Raw genomic sequence first — 16968 nt, forward strand, 5'->3', positions numbered from 1 at the left:
CAGCAAGCATTCGCCTTGGACGTTTAGAACAACCAAATCACTCGAAACCAACGGTGTCGAAGCCACAACGCTGCGAAACAGATCATTACTGAGCCACATGATTTAGATCTCAGCCAAAAAACGCGTCAATATTTGGTCTTTGTCCAAGAACTCACACGCGTAGCCTGTAGCAATGGGATTTGGCAGTGGCATGGCTAATACGGTCTCAATACCGTCAATTAATGCGTCAACCGACTCTGGCTCGATTAATGCTGCTATGCCCGGGTATTCAGTGCACAGCGCGCCTAAGCTTGTGTCGGGGTCTGCGGTGATCAATGCGTTACCACCCACCGCCAAAATGTTAGTCAACTTTGAGGGCAGCACTGCGTCCGCTGCTCCGCGCTTTTGGATCACCAAGTGACAATCTGCTGATGCCAACAGCGCCGGTAAATCCTCATAAGGCTGCAGCGGGGCAAACACTACGTTACTTAGATTGCGTTGCTGACTCAGCTCCTGCAATCGAGCTTTGCCTGCACCTTCCCCAACGACTAAAAACACCAAATCTGAACGATCACCTAGGCGTTGAGCAGCTTCGATAACGCACTCCAGCCCTTGTTTTTCACCGATGTTGCCTGAATAGAGTAAAACCCGTTTATCGGGGTTTACACCAAGGCGGCGCAGTAATTCTGGATTACGTGGCACATTCTGGAATCGAGCTGTTTCTGACCAGTTAGGGAAGAACCGTAACTGGTCCTTGGCCACCCCCTTCGCTTCGGCGCGGCGCAGCATGCCGCTGGAGATAGTAGAAACCCGATCGAAGCTTCGCAAGAGCGCTCGCTCAACAGCAAACGCCCAGCGCTTGAGCTTTTCACCCTTAGCGATGGAAAGCCCAAACAAAGCATCCACTTCGTAATCCTGCACATGCAACACCGATGTTGCCCCTGTGAGTTTGGCCAGTGCAAGTGCTTGCGGGGCGCAAAACAGAGTGGGCACCACCAGAATCACTCGATCAGGCTTCCACCCCAACTGAGCCATCACCGCGAAGGCTGATGACAAAGAAAAACTGGCCAAATGCAGTAAACGCTTAAGCGCAGTTGGTCTAGGCGGAACATACAGCGGGCAGCGAATGACGGTGACGCCAGCCTCCTGGCGTTTGTTAAAACGCCAAGTGCTGTAGCCTTGCCAGACTTTCCAGTCGGGGTAATAAGGCGGCGCCGTGATAACCCTCACCTCATGCCCCTGAGCGGCAAACCAAGCGGCCATTTCACCGCTGTACTTTCCGATACCGGTGAGTTCAGGGCTGTAGTTAATGCCGTAGAGCAGGATTTTCATCAGTGGGTCCGCGCCTGTTGCACGTTATTGACATACCAGTCGTAGGCATCTCTAAGGCCATCTTCCAAATTGATGCTTGCTTGCCAACCCAGAGCCTTAAGGCGCGAAACATCCATAAGTTTGCGTGGAGCGCCGTCTGGTTTACTGCTATCGAAGGTCAACTTGCCAGAGAAGCCGGTGACGGATGCAATGGTCTTTGCCAACTCTCCAATCGTGCAATCTATGCCTGTACCCACATTAATATGAGACAGCATCGGCTGGGTATTGGCCTGATAAATAGCGTCATCCAGTTCCATCACATGCACGCTGGCCGCGGCCATGTCATCTACATGCAGGAACTCGCGCATGGGCGTGCCTGTTCCCCAGATCACCAGTTCATCGTCACCGCGCTGTACTGCTTCATGAAAACGGCGCAGCAGGGCAGGGATCACATGACTGTTCTCAGGATGATAGTTGTCATGGGGGCCATACAAGTTAGTCGGCATGACACTGCGATAGTCACGGCCGTGCTGGCGATTGTAACTTTCGCACAGTTTGATACCTGCAATTTTGGCAATTGCGTACGGCTCATTGGTGGGCTCCAGCGTACCCGTCAGCAAAGCCTCTTCGCGCATCGGTTGATCGGCAAGTTTGGGATAAATACATGACGAGCCGAGAAACAACAACTTGTCTACATCGTTTAGATGCGCTGCCTGAATGATATTGGCTTGGATCATCAGATTTTCGTAGATGAAGTCGGCAGGGTATGCGTTGTTCGCCTGAATACCACCTACTTTTGCCGCTGCCAGATACACCTGATCAAACTTCTGCTCATGGAAAAAGGCTTGTACCGCCTGTTGATCAAGCAGATTCAGAGTATCGCGACCAGCAGTGACAATACGGGTATAACCCAGCGCTTGCAGACGGCGGACAATCGCAGAGCCGACCATCCCGCGATGTCCGGCAACAAAGACTTTTTGGTTCAACTCACGGGCCATGCTCAGTTCTCCGTGGCCACCGGTAAGTCATGACCGTGCTCTTTGAGTAGGGCATGACGCTGCGCAACCTTCAGGTCTTCGCGAACCATTTCTGCGCACATTTCTTGGACCGTGATTTCTGGTGTCCAACCTAGCTTTTGCTTGGCTTTGGTCGGGTCACCGAGCAACGTTTCAACTTCAGCCGGACGGAAGTAACGTGGGTCTACTTTGACAATAATGTCGCCCACCTTAAGCGCTGGAGCCTTATCACCCTCGATGCTAGCAATAACTGCGTGTTCATCAACACCTTCACCGACAAACTCCAGATGGATACCCAGTTCTGCAGCTGACCAGCGGACGAAGTCACGTACCGAATACTGCACGCCGGTGGCAATTACAAAGTCTTCCGGATCGTCTTGTTGCAACATCATCCACTGCATGCGCACGTAATCTTTAGCGTGACCCCAGTCACGTAAAGCGTCCATGTTGCCCAAGAACAGGCATTGCTCCAAGCCTTGGCTGATGTTCGCAAGTGCACGGGTGATTTTGCGAGTTACGAAAGTTTCACCACGGCGTGGCGACTCGTGGTTGAACAAAATACCGTTGCAGGCATACATGCCATAAGCCTCACGGTAGTTAACCGTGATCCAGTAGGCATACATTTTGGCGACTGCATAAGGTGAGCGTGGGTAAAAGGGGGTTGTTTCCTTTTGAGGAGTTTCTTGCACCAAACCGTACAGCTCGGAGGTCGACGCTTGATAAAAGCGTGTCTTCTTCTCCAAGCCTAGTAGGCGAATAGCCTCAAGGATGCGCAGAGTTCCCATGGCATCAACATCAGCTGTGTATTCCGGGGCCTCAAAACTTACAGCCACGTGGGACTGTGCACCAAGGTTGTACACTTCATCTGGTTGCACTTCTTGAATGATACGAGTCAGGCTAGAAGAGTCACTGAGGTCGCCATAGTGCAGTACGAAATTACGATCATTGACATGTGGGTCTTGGTAGATGTGGTCTACGCGCTGGGTATTGAATGAAGAGGCGCGGCGTTTAATACCGTGGACTTCGTAGCCCTTTTCAAGTAGCAGTTCTGCAAGGTAGGAGCCGTCTTGGCCAGTAATGCCTGTTATGAGTGCGCGCTTTTTCATAAAGAACTTCCTATATATTTAGAATCTAATATGCAAATGTTTTTATAAAGCTATCATTAGTCATTCGCTTAAGGAATGACCCGTAATGCGAGAGATTTCTTCAATGATTAGTTTTTTATCCTTGAGGTGAGAAATACTATGCTCTAATTCCATGACTTTAGCGCCTACAAGAAACCTATACCAAAAGCCTTGAAGAAAATGGTAAATCAATCCGGATCGCCCGTCGAGGAAGCCTAACTGGAAGATATAACGCCAAATAAAATAAAGTGTCGCACTAATAGTGAAAGGAATAGGATTGTAGATTTTTTCTTTTATAAAAAATTTAGCAGCAGTCTGGAGTGAAGTAGATTTCACTGTCACTGAGTGATCTCGAGAGAAAAGATTCAGACGCTGATTAAGTATCTCGATGGCTTCACGTGTTGCGTACTTGTTATGTTTATCTATAAAAAAGGTCAAGTTGTTGAGGTTGTGATCGGAGAAACCGCCCTTGAACGTTATAGACTTTCCGCCTGATATGATTATGTGTTCATCCATCCAGCGATTTTCTATGCGCCCATAGCCTTTTCGCCATATTCTTAGCATGACTAACGGATATCGGCCTCCATATTTAACCCAACGATCCATGAAGATATGTTTACGCTTAAAATTGATGCCAACTATGTCATCCGTCAATTTAGGGATTTTTTCATATATTTCGGCAGATAAATCTGGCTCTATAATTTCGTCAGCATCTAAACGAAGTATCCATGTACTTCTGACTGATACATTGTCAAGTGCCCACTGGAATTGTTGAGCTTGATTTTTAAACTTGTTCTGTAAAACAGTTGCACCATACGTTAGTGCTATTTCGATTGTTCTATCTGTAGAGAAAGAGTCAATAATGAATACTTCTTCAGCAATGCCCGTTATTGATTTTAACGCGCGCTCTAGATGGAGTTCCTCGTTGTAAGTCAAAATTATCGCTGTTAGGCTGACATTCTTGATAGTTCCCTTTTGGCTCATAGTGTCGAAGTCCTGTTGCGCCTGCTAATCTGTCTTGCTGGATTTCCTGCGTATACAACCCAAGACTCAGAGACCGGTTTTGTGATCAAAGAACGGGCACCTATAACTACACCGTCAGGGATAGAAACACCCAAAGAAATAAAAGCTTCAGCACAAATCCATACGTGCTCTCCGAGGATTATAGGCTTCGCAATGAGCTGGAAGTTAGGACTATTGTAGTTATGAGATCCTCCGCAGAGATGAGCTCCTTGAGAAATGACAGTATAACTTCCTATCTGAATTATATCCATGTTGTAAATTATGGCGCCGTCAGCGATACCTATAAAGTCTCCAGCTACTAAATTCCAAGGAGCCCAAATTTTAGCTCCTGGATATATATGAACTCCTTGACCAATCTTAGCACCAAATAATTTAAGTAGTAGAGCTCTCCATTTGTGTAATGGTCTAGGACTTGTTCGAAAAAAAAGAATATAAAAAAAATTCCATACTAGTCGAAGTAAGCGGTTTTTTAAGGAGAAAGAAGGTCCAGTATAAGGATCGCTGTTTTGAATTATCATACGATTAGACTCTGTTTTATTTATTAAGCTTTTCTGCATAGTTGGCTTGATATTTAGCGGTGTTTAGAAACTGCTTGTGTTTGCTTTCTTCTTCTGTCGTCACAAACCTCTTCTTAATAATGCTTGCGGGAACCCCGGCTACAATGCAGAAAGAGTCAATATTTTTAGTAACTACAGATCCAGCTCCTATGATTGAGCCATCCTCGATATGAACGCCTGCTAAAATTATCGCTCCAGCACCAATCCAAACGTCTCGGCCAATGACGGTTCTTTTAAAAGGAGGTCTGCCACTGAAAATTATAGGCGTTCCTGGAATATTGAATATATGATCGTTACCAATTATTTTTACAGATGGACCGATCATCGAATAAGCTCCTAACGTTACGCCGGGACCAATTTCACAACCAGGACCGATATAGCTATAAGCGCCAGCTTCTAAATCAGTACTGATACTGGAGTATCCTCCAGCTAAAAAGGTCTTATCAACGTTTTTCAATCGGAGCCTAATGCGCCAATAGTTTCTTCGAGCTTTACGGATCAGTTCTCTTATGGTCATCTGACTATTCCGCTAAATAGGTTGACTGCATCATTGCCGTCTAAAGCTTTTGCTTTGTGTATTGCCATTTTCAACACGGAGACTTGTTTTTTTGGATTGTATATTTGGTCTATCATTAAAAAACAGTCTTGACGCGTTTTTTCACGATCTGGATAGTGTTTTTTAAAGCTGGTTATCTTCTCTGCCAGACTTATAATATTATCCTGTTCGAAGATTTCTCCTGTATGGCCTTCAATGATGGACTCTACTTCTGGCATTTGGCTTATAAAATTATCGTGACTTATTACTGGCGTTCCGTACATTAGGCTATGCATTGCAGTTAAGCCTATTTTTCCTGGTGAAATTGTAACATCAGCAGAAGAGATATGATTTGCAATGATATTTTCGTCGTAAATTTCGCCTAGGAATAAACAATTTATTCCTAGCATAGATGCCATTTCCCCTAGTTTTTCACGTTCTGGTCCGTCTCCAATAAAGGTTAAATTGAAATTTACTAGAGGATTGTTAGAGCTAGCTATTTTAATGGAGTCAATTAAAAGGTCGTATCTACAGGCTAGAGTTAGCCGCGAAATACATATTATATTTAACTCTTTATCATTTGGCGCTATAGGAGGGGGAAGGTTATTTCTAGTTTTAAGTTGGTGCTCATAATCTAAAGAGTTAAACCCTACATGAATGGAGTCTTTAGGAAAGCCAAAACTTATTGCATTTACCTTAGCTCTCCATCCGTAGGTATAAAAAGAATCCGCGAGGCTAAAAAATAATTTTCGAATGCGATTAGAGTTAGTCCTCTCCGAAGATTTAAATCCATGCCCCCAGAAGATAACATTTTTTTTACGAACTCTACAAATTAAGGATGCTATCCAAGTTGTAATGTGATTCGGGTTGGCTAGAAAAATAAAGTTATCATATCTTCCAGTTAATGCTACCCATAATAAATAAGGCTGCAGCATCAGTTTCCCTATATAAAAGCATTGACTATGAATGAATTTCTGGCTGGAATTAAACTTATAAGGTAGTATGCCCTCTACACCTTTATTATCGGCTAGGAATGTAGGAGAAATCTCTTGTTCTAATTCCTCGATAACGCCTTTGCGATAATGCGGAAAAAAATGATAGCAAATTATTGAGTTGGTTTTTTTAATCTCTGCTGAGTAGTAATTATTCATAGTTATTCAGCGCTTGATCTGCCATATATCGTAAGGGAAACAGCTTAAAAGGCCATCTTGGAATTTTTCAAGGTTAGGTGAAGGTGGCGAATGATTTAGTGCGGAATTAAAGTCTTTACAGATATGCACTTTGTCGCGACCAGTTCCTTGGAAATAGTCGTGGTACTTGAATAAGGTTTCGCCAGAGTTATTTTCTATCAATACGGCAGGTATACTGTACGACTCAGCAATGATAATGCCGTGTAGAGACGTAGATATAACTTTTGATGCTTTTTGAATCTCCGATATAAACAGGTTGAGTTCAGTAAGTGGAGAAAGTACTTTGTATTTTTTTGCAATAGTTGGATCAACTTTTTCCCTCATGTGTGGAATATATATAGTACTTCCTGAAGGTTCGTGTTCTCTTTTCCAGAATTTTGAAGTTAGAATGCCAGGATCACCATATATATTAGGAGTTTGTAAGTTGCGAGACTTTAAGAAGTTTGCTGTTAACGGACCTCTTAGCGCTCTAATATTTAAAGATGTAAAGCGATGTAGATTTGAGTCTACCTTTCCATTTACGCCTGTTCCCCAAACTGTATCGCCATCCCGCGCAAAATGTAATACGGAACCTATAGACATTAGACGATTGTCAGGCTTTATTTTTTTAATATCTTGTCCAGCTGCAGACAGTATTCGATTAACTAAGTGTGGGCCTAGGAGATCGCCCGCATTTTCTTTACGTAAAAAACTTAAACCCATAGGCGCTCTAGGGCTCCACCAAAATGTGAGCTCTTTGTTAAATTTATTTCTCATTTTTTTTCCAATTATAAATAAGTCTAAGATCTAAAATTGCATTGAACTTCATTCGAAATGCTGGCCTAGTCTTTTTGAACAGTGCATCAATAAAGAGTGATGTCACCATATAAGAAGTAAATGTTGCCCAAGCTGCTCCAGGCAAACCAAATTTTGGAATCAGAATGTAGTTTAGTGCTACGTTTAAAACTAGTCCCAATATGTTACGCACAAGAGCATAAATCTCTAAACCGCTATTCACGTACCAGAAGCCACTGATACTACCTAAAAAAATAAATGGTAGCGAATAAAGCATTATTATGAACAGGGGTACTGATGCGATATAGTTTTCTCCATATAGTTTCGGAATCACTAGCTCTGAAATTGGAATTGATAAAGCAGCTATCAAAGTGGCTCCCCAAAATACTACAGAATAATACTTTGTATAAATATCATTTAATCTTTTGCTAGCGCGCTCTCTTCCTATTATAGGATTTATTACCGTATTCAATACAACGACAATAAAGATTAGATAGTCTAAAAGTCTCATTGCTGCTGAATATATTCCGACACTAGCATCGTCCATTAAGTCTTTAATTATAAAAATATCAATTCTGTGGTAAAGCTGCAAAAATATCATCGATAAGGTTAAAGGAAGAGCACGTCTTAATAACTTAATCGTGTACTTTATATCGAATGAGTAATTTATCCGAATTGTTCCTGTGGCGTAAATTAAAATTCCTTTGAATGCATACTCTAAGCCGTATGAGAGTATTATGTAGAAAGGAGGTAAGCCTACATATATCATTCCGAATCTGAAAGCGTTTGATAGCACCCCAGATATCAATCTTATTCGTGCAGCCTGAGTTTGTCTTAGCTCGCTTAACTGTATGGACTCAAATATATCGGAGAATGTAAATATCAAGCATGCGATAATGGATGCATAGTAACCAGCTACTTCGCTTGTACCATTTAGCTTGTAGTAAAACATTAGTGCTATCGATATAAAAAAGGCTGTAGCTGCTTTGATAGAAAGATATGAGGTAATTAATGTGTTTTTGTTTGAGTGAGCATACTCACTTATGAAGATATTTCTCACTCCGCAGTCTGATATTTGGAACAGAATCGTAGCAAGCACTATATATATGGAAAGCACACCATATTGGTCAGGGCCTAACTCTCGAGCTATATAAATATTTACTGGCAGGGCCACGAGCAATAAAATTATCTTTTCAAGTGCAACTGCGGATAATGATTTAATAAGATAATTTAACACGGTATAGATTTTCTCATTATTCTAAACGATGAACTGCGTTTGACTTTTTATTATAAAACCAAATCCTGCTTGATTTTTTCGAATATGAACGTGTCAGAATATTTTTTTCTTACATAATCGAGTCTTTGCTGCTTATTTTTGGCGCTGTTGGTTTCTTCTGCTGATACGTAAAGTTTTCTTATGGATTCAGTATTTAGCAAACCTGTCAGGGTGGGTTCAGCAATGTTCTTATATAGTGTACTGTCTCTGACAAGTACTAGTGATCCCAAACTAAATGCTAGATAAGCAGCACCAGAAACTATGCAACTATCACTAGTATGCGGTAGTACTATTGCAATTGAGTTCATTATTTCTAATTCTAACTCTCTATCCGATAACGAATAATTTTTGATAGTCAAATTCATTTTTCTACGATCTGCAATTTCAGTTAGTTCTGTAAGTAACTTTAAGTCAGTGCATGCGCCCGCGATTGTTAGTGGATATTCTTGCGGCCAATTTTCTAAAAGTTCAATATAACCTTTATATCTGCTTATCATTCCAAAACACAGAAATTTTTTTTCGGATGTTTCTGATCTTATATTGAAAGTTTTATATAAGGGATGAGGCAGATACTCATAACCATTTTCTTGTGCGACTGTATTTGAGTGCACATAGGTTTTAGCAGCTATTTTTTCAATGAGATATTGGCAAAGGGCGTGGGATTTCTTATGTTTACTATCTAAATTATGTTTCGTGAGATTGTGTTTGATGTATATGATTCTGCCGAATATTTTTGCGTATACTATTATAAATATATATATAAATAATTTAATTGGGTTTAGCTTTCCTTTCGAGTTGAACGGGTAGTCTTCGAACCAGTTAAAAATAAATATATTTTTTGTCCCTGTTAATACGTTAAGTGTTGTTTTTGGCTTGAGTAGAGAGTTTATACCTACTGGAGTCACTCCCGCTTTTTCTACTATTTCCTGCATTCTAGTGTTGTAAGGGTTGTAGTTTTTATTTGACGGGAAGTAAATTATATTTAAGTTGCTCATGGTTTGCTAGCTCGTATTGGTTTCGCTCTCAAAAATCTAGGGCGTTTATATGTGCATGCTATCACTGCAAGTAAGGTCCAATATAGTCCCTGTATAGCATCTAGGCGCCATGACCAGCCTAGAAAACCTGATAGGCAAATTACCGACAGACCAACTACACCTATGAGCGAAAATTCTTTATCGATCAAGTCAGGGGTTTTCCTATCTCTTAAAGTTTTAATTCCAACTTTAAAGAATATATAAAGTTTAGCCAAAAATATTAATACTCCTATCAAACCTATTTCAGCGGCAACAAGAAGGTAAATATTATGGACTGGGTGTCTCCAATAACTTGACATCATTGAAGAGTCATATCTATCCATAGTCTGTGTGAAAGCGTTCAATCCAACACCTGTAATTGGATTTTCAGCAATCATATTTAAAGCAATCTTCGACAACAGGATTCTTACTTCGCCGCTATCCACTGATGCATTTTCAAAACGGCCAATAATGGATTCATAATTCATAGCAATAACTGTAATGAAACCAAAGAATACCGAGATATATGTGATTAATTTTTTTGATATGTTTTTAGAGGTTTCTCGACTAGGTGCTAAATACAAAATCAAGATCAGTGTCGCCATTTGTATTGCTAAGGCTGTTCGTGAGTAGGTAAGGATTACTGCCAACGTTCCCATCAGATACATAGTTGCATAGATTTTTTTTTGTAATCCATCGGTCATAAGGGTTTTAACAAGTATGATTGTAAGAATAATATTGAGGTATTGTCCTAATAAACCAGGATGGCCAAATGTTCCTACGGTCCTAACTAAGCCGCCAGCTATTTTATTTAGTTCTACTTCTTCGTTGTTGATTCCTGATGTCGTGGTTCCTGTTAAGTATTGCAGGTATACAAAAAAAAGTTGTACTAAAATCGCAAAACATGAAGAAACATATAAAAGCTTTTTGCCTTTTGAATTGCTGAATACTGATCTAAGCCATAGATAAATAATAAAAAATTTGACTTGTCTTACTAGTTCGTAGAATGTAAATTCTCGATCGCTAGAAGTCAAAATTGAAGCGATATTGATGAGAATATATAGACCCGCAATTAAATTCAGCTTGTCCTTTGCTATTTTGAATTCACTAAAATAAATCTTTATTATTATAATAATTATGATCAATACAAAAGCTATATCGAATGGGGCGATTGCATACTCTGCGCCTCCAAAGTGAAACTCGCTGGTATTATCTAACCGCAATCTAGCTTTTGTCATAAGTAAAGTGAAATAAAGCACAAATGCTATAGCGTCTAAGTAGTATATTTTAAATTTGTGCATGAGAGCTACTTATGGTGTTGGCTGTGAGTAAGGGTTGTAATATCTGCATTTGAATTTTGAGTTATCCGTTTAAATGTGTGCGAGACAGGGTCGCGCCTCGGGGCTAAGCCATATGCCCTGTCTATGCGATTGTATAATTAAAGGATAAATTTCTAGTTGTATTGGATATGACAACTTAGAGATACATATTCTTATGTGCTTTTCACTGAGTAGTAATGCGGCCTATTGAATAATAATGAAATCCTTTTTTTGATAGTTTTTCAGGATTATATAAGTTTCGACCATCAAAAATTACGGGTTGGGTGAGTTGATCTACAAGGAGTTCAAAATTTGGTGCTTTGAAGGTCTGCCATTCTGTAACAATAATCAGTGCATCTGCTCCTTTTAAAGCAGCTTCTTTTGTACCGCAAAGATTCAAATCGTTACGATTACCATACAGGCGCTGAGTTTCGTCCATAGCCTCTGGATCAAATGCTTGCACTCGCGCACCTGCGCTCCATAGAGCTTCTAACAAAACTCTGCTAGGAGCCTCTCGCATGTCATCCGTGTTTGGTTTGAAGCTCAATCCCCATAGCGCAAAAGTTTTGCCGTTCAATTCACCTTTGTAATGCTTTAAAATTTTATTAAATAAAACATTTTTTTGTTGATTGTTACGACTCTCTACAGCCTTTAGTACTTTGGAGTCAAAGTTAATGTCATCTGCTGTGCGTATCAATGCCTGCACATCTTTTGGAAAGCATGATCCGCCATACCCAACGCCAGCATATAAAAATTGATATCCTATTCGCGGGTCTGATCCAATACCTTGGCGAACCATCTCAATATCAGCACCTAGCATTTCTGCAAGATTAGCCATTTCATTCATAAAGCTAATCTTAGTTGCCAACATACAGTTAGCAGCATATTTGGTTAATTCTGCACTCCGCACATTCATGACTATTATTTTTTCGTGATTCCGATTGAATGGAGCGTAAAGTTCCCGCATTATTTCTTCAGTAGCAGCACTACTAGTTCCAATTACAATTCTATCTGGTCGCATGCAGTCAGAAACCGCAGAGCCTTCTTTCAAAAACTCAGGGTTTGAAACAACATCAAATGTTAAATCCTGCCGTTTACGTTGAGACAGTACTTGTGCGATGCAAGCGCTGACTTTATCTGCTGTGCCTACTGGGACTGTAGATTTATCGATAATAATCTGCGATCTTTCCATGTTTCTTGCTATTGTTTCTGCTACAGCTAAAACATATTTTAAATCTGCAGATCCATCTTCATCAGGTGGTGTACCAACGGCAATAAATTGCACCTCGCCGTGCTTGACCCCAGCTGCTGCATCAGTAGTGAAGTTCAAACGACCAGCTAAATAATTTTCTTTAACTATTGATTCCAAGCCAGGCTCGTATATTGGTATCTGCCCCTGTTTTAGACGTTCGACCTTGTGTTCATCAATGTCAACACATATAACATCGTGACCTACTTCAGCGAGAACAGCTCCCTGAACTAAACCTACGTAACCGATCCCAAAAACTGTTACCTTCATGTCGATTCTCTTTGAGCGCGAAGCGTGTGGAAAAGATTATTTTATTTACTAGTTGTCTGCTAGTTAATATGTATTACATATAGTTCTAGCCTTTTCTAGTTCTAAAAGGCGACATAAATATTTTATAGATTTTACTGGTGTCAAGTCGGCGCTCAAGATTACCTATTCTTCGCAACTGACAGAGTAGCTGGCATTCGAATTTATCATGTGAGTATTTTTAATAACCGACTAAACACGCTACCGCCCCAAGATTTTACGCTAGTCCTCGGGAGCGGAATGAAATAATAATATGTATGAATGTCTTTTGTCGGAAACAAAAAATGAGCGTCCCAAGGATATTTGGACGCCCATTGAACCAGTATTGTTAAGCGTTATCTGATTTATACTCGTAATTGTAATAGCCGTATGCGCCATATCCATACTTAGCGGATGCACGTCTTTCTATGCCGTTAAATATCGCACCTTTCAAATGAATCCCACTTTGAGCAAAGCGACGCATAGTCAGTTCGATTTCTCGAGCCGAGTTCAATTCAAACCGTGTAACAATCAAGTTGGTTCCTGACTGACGACCAACAATAGAAGCATCTGTTACTGCTAAGAATGGTGGTGTGTCAAGAATAACCAAGTCGTAATTTTCACTAACATACTCCAAAAAATCTGTAAAATTTTTGTGCATTAGTAGTTCGGATGGGTTTGGTGGGATTTGTCCACGACCAATGACATATAAATTGTCTATGTCAGCTTTATGAGTTGCTGTTTCAAGAGTGCAACGCTTTGCAAGAATATCTGATAAGCCATTATCAGCAGGAATACCGAACATTTTGTGGATATATCCTTTCCTCATATCAACATCTACCAACAAAACGCGCTGACCAGATTGTGCTACTACTGCTGCTAGATTTGCGGAAACGAATGATTTACCTACGCGGGGGCTGGGCCCTGAAATCATTAAACGATTATTTTCTGCTTCAAGCATTGCAAAGTGAAGACTAGTTCTTAAGCTGCGGAGACTTTCGACTGCCAAGTCTGTCGGATGACTGCTTGCGAGCAAAGGAGTAACTCGTGTCCCGCGACCTTTAGGGCTTTTATCATCCTCGGCTTTTTGTAGAGAACTGAACGGAATAGTTGCATAAACTGGTAAGCCGAGGTTTTCTATATCGTCTGGATTTTCAACGCCTCTATTAAGCGCTTTTCTAAAAAGAACACTAGCAGTTGCAATAAACGCACCAAGGATTGTAGCAATCAGGACAATTAAAGTTTTCTTCGGCTTGATTGGCGCGCGAAGATCGACATCAGCACTATCAATGAGACGAACATTGCCTATGGCTCCTGCGCGCATTACATCAAGCTCTTGTGACTTATTCAGAAGCTGCGTATAGATTTCAGTACTGACTTTCACGTCGCGAGTTAAACTTAGTAGCTCTTGTTGTGTTGTTGGTAGTCCCTGAACTTGATTGGCAAGTCTTTTCTGCTTATTAGTCAGCTCTGCTAATTGACCCATAAGCGCACGATAGGCTGGATGCTGTGGTGTAAATTTACGATCCATCTCTGCTTGCTGCAGTTTAAGCGTAGAAATGCTTGTATCTAAAGCTACAATTTGATCGAGAATTGCTTTCGCTTCGAGACTTATATCTATGGATTTACTTCTTATCTGGAATGCATTTAACGCATCCTCTGATTTCTCTAGATCGCGGCGTACCTGCGGTAGCTGGTCTCTAAGGAACCCTAGGCTTTGAGCCGCCTCTGCGGATGTACGGTCGATGTTTTGCATTACATATAGGCGCGCAATTTCATCAAGAATTTGGATGGCTTTTTCAGGCTCTGTGCTTTCGAGTGCCAAAGCAATCATTCCAGATTCTTTACCTCGTTCTATAACATCTAAGTTTCTTTGATAAGTCAGAATACTTGTTAGACGAGGATACCGAACCACACTGAAGGTGGTTCCAGGATTAGCGACTAGCTCTTCAACTAATATTTTTATCTCGCTATTTTCAATAGCTTCACCGACTTTCCCTGCTGTAACTAGATTATCATCTTCATCTACTAGCGTAAAACTTCCATCCTTTCCGCTGATTAGAGTTAGGTTCTTTCCTAATTGATCCCGGGGAAGTTCTAGTGTTGCTATCTTTATTTTCTCTCCACCCCATGCGTAGCTGCTCATACCTAGCATAGGATCTGCTATCTTGTTTTCAGCGTCGGCTTTAAAGCGTCTGGCAATAAATGAGCCTATTATAGGAAAATAATTAGGTTCTACTTCGATATCTAGCTGCAAGTTGTCGATAGTCGCGCCAATATTCTTACGCGACTTAATCAGCTCAATCTCTGTAGCAGAAGGCGACTCTTTACCCAGCAAGCTGCTTACATCAGAAAACCCCAACGGGTCATTCTTTTTCGGCTCAACCTGAATCAACGCATTTGCCTGATACACCGGCGTAGCCAAAAGCGCATACGCCACGCCCGCGGCCATAAAGACGCCAGTGACACCTGCGATCAACCATTTGTGATCGATCAGTGTGCCCAACAACCCCATAAGGTCGATTTCGTCGTTGTCGTCTTCGCGTTCATGGGGCTTTGTCACGGGTGCTTGCTGCATAAGTCGGTTCTTTTTCTTCACTTGTATTCTAGGTATGACTCAGCGCTTGAGGCGCTGGGCCCATGCGTTTACAGCTTCTTCGATGAGCGCGTAGGCGTGGTCGAAGGCTGCTTTGCCCTGGCGATAGGGGTCGTCGATTTCGCGGTTGTTTTGCCATTTGCCCAGTAGGAGGACTTTGCCGCGTGCTTCTGGGGCGATTCTCAGTACACCGTCTATGTGTTTCTTTTCCATGACGAGGATTAAGTCGGCGTCATTGATCAGGGCAGAGGTGAGTTGGGTGCCGCTGTGCTCGCCCAGTACGTGACCTTTGCTTTCTAGGACGGCACGGGCGTTTTTTTCGATGGCGTGATTTTCGAGCGCGCCCAAGCCCGCTGAGCTCACGACGATGTCGGAGGGGGCGAGGGCGACCCGCAGCAAATGTTCTGCGGTAGGGCTGCGGCAGATGTTACCGACGCAGACAATCATGATTCGTTTAAACAAGGCAGCTTCCTTTGTGCCAAATATGCTTAGCCGGCAAGAGCACTCAACTAATCGTCACGACCACCACTCCCATTTCGGCAATGGTTGTACCTGTCTATAAAAAACCTGTGTGCAGCATTTGTTCTGCGGACATGGCCTTCACAAGGCAACAGTTCCTTCTGCTTTTAATACAGGCAAGGCCGGTGTGAAGTTTGAGGCGCGAAAATATTAACGGCGAAGCGTCTCTAAGATCAACCTTTTATATCTGGATGTAACGAGAGGGGCTATAGATAGTCGTTTTCAACACTTTTTGCTTGACAAAAAATAACATTTTCGATGCTTTTGGCAGGCACCAAATAACGCTTTTAGGGCTGTAAAGGAGGGGGTTAGGGCACCTGTGCGCAGCCGCTTTCGGTGCTGCGCCTGTGTATTTACGGGCTATAGCGCTAGCAGGCGGGCGGGCGCTGGGGCGGTTGAGGAGCGAACGGCTTTCGCTGCTGTGCGCATTGTTTGCGAAGCGTTGGTGACCACCGCTTCAGGCACACCCTCGCGAGAAACATTTGTTTGGGTTTAGTGCAATCTGAGCCTTGCATTTTTAAAGTTTTATGAAGACTCATCAGAAATATATCGGTGGTGGCACTGTGACACTGATGTTCATATTAAAACATTTAGTGTTCCGATCAGCGGTAATAGTGTTGTTATGCGCAATGTTATTGCCGGGCGTGACACTTTTTATGTGTGCTCAGTGTGATAACAACGATGTAAGGCCGCTTTAAGTTAGTGCGCTTAATCTATTTTGTGCACTGTCATGAACAAGCCGTTTAGCTCAGGCCCTGGCGTTTCGGGCGGGTGTGGACTGCTTGTGGCCGTGGAAGCGGTTCGCTCCACCTGTCAGAAATTTCCGACATTTGAATTGACCAAGCGCTTACGTCGCAGTTAACTGTATGCATGTACAGTTTATTTTAAGGCGCGTGTCATGGGTTTCTCTCTGTTGGGTCGGCTTGCTGAAGGTGGCGTTCGTCTGCCGCGGTGTACGTTTAAGATCCCGGCGGGGTTTCCTTCACCTGCAACGGATCATATGGAGCAGCCCATTTCGCTCGACGAGGTGTTAAGCCTGCGCGCCCCGCATGTGTATCTGGTGACGATTGATGGCGACAGTATGCAAGGCGTGGGGATTTTTGCCGGTGACCTAGCGGTGGTCGATCGCTCTATTGAGGCGGGGGATGGCGATGTGGTGGTGGCGCTGCTTAATAACGACCCCCTCTGCAAGCGCCTGCGCA

At 42.4% G+C, this 16968-nt stretch carries 15 protein-coding genes; 1 reads left to right on the plus strand and 14 read right to left on the minus strand.

Annotation, left to right across the window (positions count from 1 at the left end; all coding sequences use genetic code 11):
* Window positions 1-102 precede the first annotated feature (102 nt).
* From AQS70_RS22425 to AQS70_RS22485, 14 genes are all read right to left on the minus strand, one after another.
* Window positions 103-1311 (minus strand): glycosyltransferase WbuB, encoded by a 1209-nt coding sequence (locus AQS70_RS22425; protein ID WP_055104931.1) that lies wholly within the window; start codon window positions 1309-1311, stop codon window positions 103-105.
* Window positions 1311-2288 (minus strand): GDP-L-fucose synthase, encoded by a 978-nt coding sequence (gene fcl, locus AQS70_RS22430; RefSeq protein WP_055104932.1) that lies wholly within the window; start codon window positions 2286-2288, stop codon window positions 1311-1313. Before fcl ends, AQS70_RS22425 begins: the two co-directional genes overlap by 1 nt.
* A 2-nt stretch (window positions 2289-2290) precedes the next feature.
* On the minus strand, window positions 2291-3412 hold the full coding sequence (gene gmd / locus AQS70_RS22435) for a GDP-mannose 4,6-dehydratase (protein WP_055104933.1): 1122 nt from the start codon (window positions 3410-3412) through the stop codon (window positions 2291-2293).
* A gap of 60 nt (window positions 3413-3472) precedes the next feature.
* Window positions 3473-4414, minus strand: a complete 942-nt coding sequence (locus tag AQS70_RS22440) for a glycosyltransferase family 2 protein (protein ID WP_055104934.1) — start codon at window positions 4412-4414, stop codon at window positions 3473-3475.
* Complete coding sequence (locus tag AQS70_RS23505; protein WP_082428177.1) at window positions 4411-4971, minus strand: LbetaH domain-containing protein; 561 nt, start codon at window positions 4969-4971, stop codon at window positions 4411-4413. The genes AQS70_RS22440 and AQS70_RS23505 overlap by 4 nt, the downstream gene beginning before the upstream one ends.
* A 16-nt stretch (window positions 4972-4987) precedes the next feature.
* Window positions 4988-5527 carry an acyltransferase gene (locus AQS70_RS22445; RefSeq protein ID WP_055104935.1) on the minus strand — a complete coding sequence of 180 codons (540 nt, stop codon included), beginning with the start codon at window positions 5525-5527 and terminating at the stop codon, window positions 4988-4990.
* Window positions 5524-6696, minus strand: coding sequence for a glycosyltransferase (locus AQS70_RS22450; protein WP_055104936.1), 1173 nt, complete (start codon window positions 6694-6696; stop codon window positions 5524-5526). Before AQS70_RS22450 ends, AQS70_RS22445 begins: the two co-directional genes overlap by 4 nt.
* Window positions 6697-6702: 6 nt before the next feature.
* Window positions 6703-7491, minus strand: a complete 789-nt coding sequence (locus tag AQS70_RS23510; RefSeq protein WP_082428178.1) for a polysaccharide pyruvyl transferase family protein — start codon at window positions 7489-7491, stop codon at window positions 6703-6705.
* Window positions 7481-8746, minus strand: coding sequence for a flippase (locus AQS70_RS22460; protein WP_055104938.1), 1266 nt, complete (start codon window positions 8744-8746; stop codon window positions 7481-7483). The genes AQS70_RS23510 and AQS70_RS22460 overlap by 11 nt, the downstream gene beginning before the upstream one ends.
* Window positions 8747-8796: 50 nt before the next feature.
* A complete protein-coding gene (locus AQS70_RS22465) occupies window positions 8797-9780 on the minus strand; it encodes a glycosyltransferase family protein (RefSeq protein WP_055104939.1) in 984 nt (327 codons plus the stop codon).
* Window positions 9777-11099 (minus strand): O-antigen ligase family protein, encoded by a 1323-nt coding sequence (locus tag AQS70_RS22470; RefSeq protein WP_055104940.1) that lies wholly within the window; start codon window positions 11097-11099, stop codon window positions 9777-9779. The genes AQS70_RS22465 and AQS70_RS22470 overlap by 4 nt, the downstream gene beginning before the upstream one ends.
* 202 nt (window positions 11100-11301) lie before the next feature.
* Complete coding sequence (locus AQS70_RS22475; RefSeq protein ID WP_055104941.1) at window positions 11302-12636, minus strand: UDP-glucose dehydrogenase family protein; 1335 nt, start codon at window positions 12634-12636, stop codon at window positions 11302-11304.
* 364 nt (window positions 12637-13000) lie between these two features.
* Window positions 13001-15229, minus strand: a complete 2229-nt coding sequence (locus AQS70_RS22480) for a polysaccharide biosynthesis tyrosine autokinase (protein WP_055104942.1) — start codon at window positions 15227-15229, stop codon at window positions 13001-13003.
* 39 nt (window positions 15230-15268) lie between these two features.
* Window positions 15269-15709 carry a low molecular weight protein-tyrosine-phosphatase gene (locus AQS70_RS22485; RefSeq protein ID WP_055104943.1) on the minus strand — a complete coding sequence of 147 codons (441 nt, stop codon included), beginning with the start codon at window positions 15707-15709 and terminating at the stop codon, window positions 15269-15271.
* 955 nt (window positions 15710-16664) lie between these two features.
* Here AQS70_RS22485 and AQS70_RS22490 point away from each other — a divergent pair.
* On the plus strand, window positions 16665-16968 hold a 304-nt coding region (locus tag AQS70_RS22490; RefSeq protein WP_055104944.1), incomplete at its 3' end, for a LexA family protein.

The organism is Pseudomonas endophytica (assembly GCF_001411475.1).
In the GTDB taxonomy this organism is placed as follows: Bacteria; Pseudomonadota; Gammaproteobacteria; order Pseudomonadales; family Pseudomonadaceae; genus Aquipseudomonas; species Aquipseudomonas endophytica.